General features: G+C 54.6%; 1 protein-coding gene. It reads left to right on the top strand.

All coding sequences use genetic code 11. The annotated features are described in order from the left end of the window. On the top strand, positions 1-1,094 hold a 1,094-nt coding region (locus QMA12_RS22050), incomplete at both ends, for an Ig-like domain-containing protein (RefSeq protein ID WP_290295323.1).

Raw genomic sequence — 1,094 nt, 5'->3', positions numbered from 1 at the left:
ATTTCAGGCACGTCATCAGAGCCCGTTGGCACGGTCATCACCGTCACGCTGACCGACAGCAGCGGTGTTGAAACTGAGCTAAGCGCAAGCGTGGATGGTAATGGCGATTGGTCTGTAACCAGCCCAGTGCTAGCAGATGGCGATTACAGCGTCAGCGTTAGCGTGACAGATGAGGCAGGTAATACCAGTCAACAAACCGATGACTTTATTCTCAATACGAATGCGCCGAGCATCACCATCAACGCAATCGGCGAAACCAACGACACGACACCGACCATTAACGGCACCAGTGATGCAGCCGATGGCACCACGGTGACGGTGGTGATTGATGATGGTATTAACCCCGCGCAATCAATTGATACCACAGTGAATGGCGGAAGTTGGTCCATTACGGTGGCAGACATATTAGCCGAAGGCGACTTCACGGTGACCGCGTCGGTCACTGAAGGGGGCTTAACCAGTGAAGCGACGCGCACAGGGATTATTGATACCACGATGCCAGACATCAGTATCGATGCGATAGCAGACAGTAACGACACCACGCCCACCATAAGCGGCACAGCCAGTGCTCCACAAGGCAGCATCGTGACTGTCGTATTTAATGATGCAGAAGGGAATTCACACACGGTCACCACACAAATGACGCCATCGGGCACTTGGTCGGTTCCGGCCAGCGATATTCTCGCTGAAGGGAAATACACGGTGACCGCCAGTGTATCTGACCAAGCAGGTAACCCAGCAAGCACCAGCGTGACCGGGCTGATTGATTTAACGCCACCGAGTGTCAGTATTGACGCGCTCGCTGCGGGCAGTGATGTCACGCCATTAATCAGCGGGCAAAGCAGCGGTGTACCAGCGGGGACTCAGGTGACTATCGAGGTCACAGCAGCGAATGGGGCGATACAAAGTATCACGACCACCACAGGCAGTGATGGTAGCTGGTCAATCGAAGTGGCGAATGCCATTAGTGAAGGCGACTACAGTGTGACCGCCAGTATCACCGATGCAGCGGGGAACACCGGCAGCAATACAACCACCGGTGAGATAGACACCATCGCACCGACGGTGAGCATTGACGCGCCAGAATTAACGAA

Source organism: Pseudoalteromonas sp. APC 3893 (genome assembly GCF_030408095.1).
GTDB lineage: Bacteria > Pseudomonadota > Gammaproteobacteria > Enterobacterales > Alteromonadaceae > Pseudoalteromonas.
This window is presented reverse-complemented; position numbering and strand designations above follow the sequence as displayed.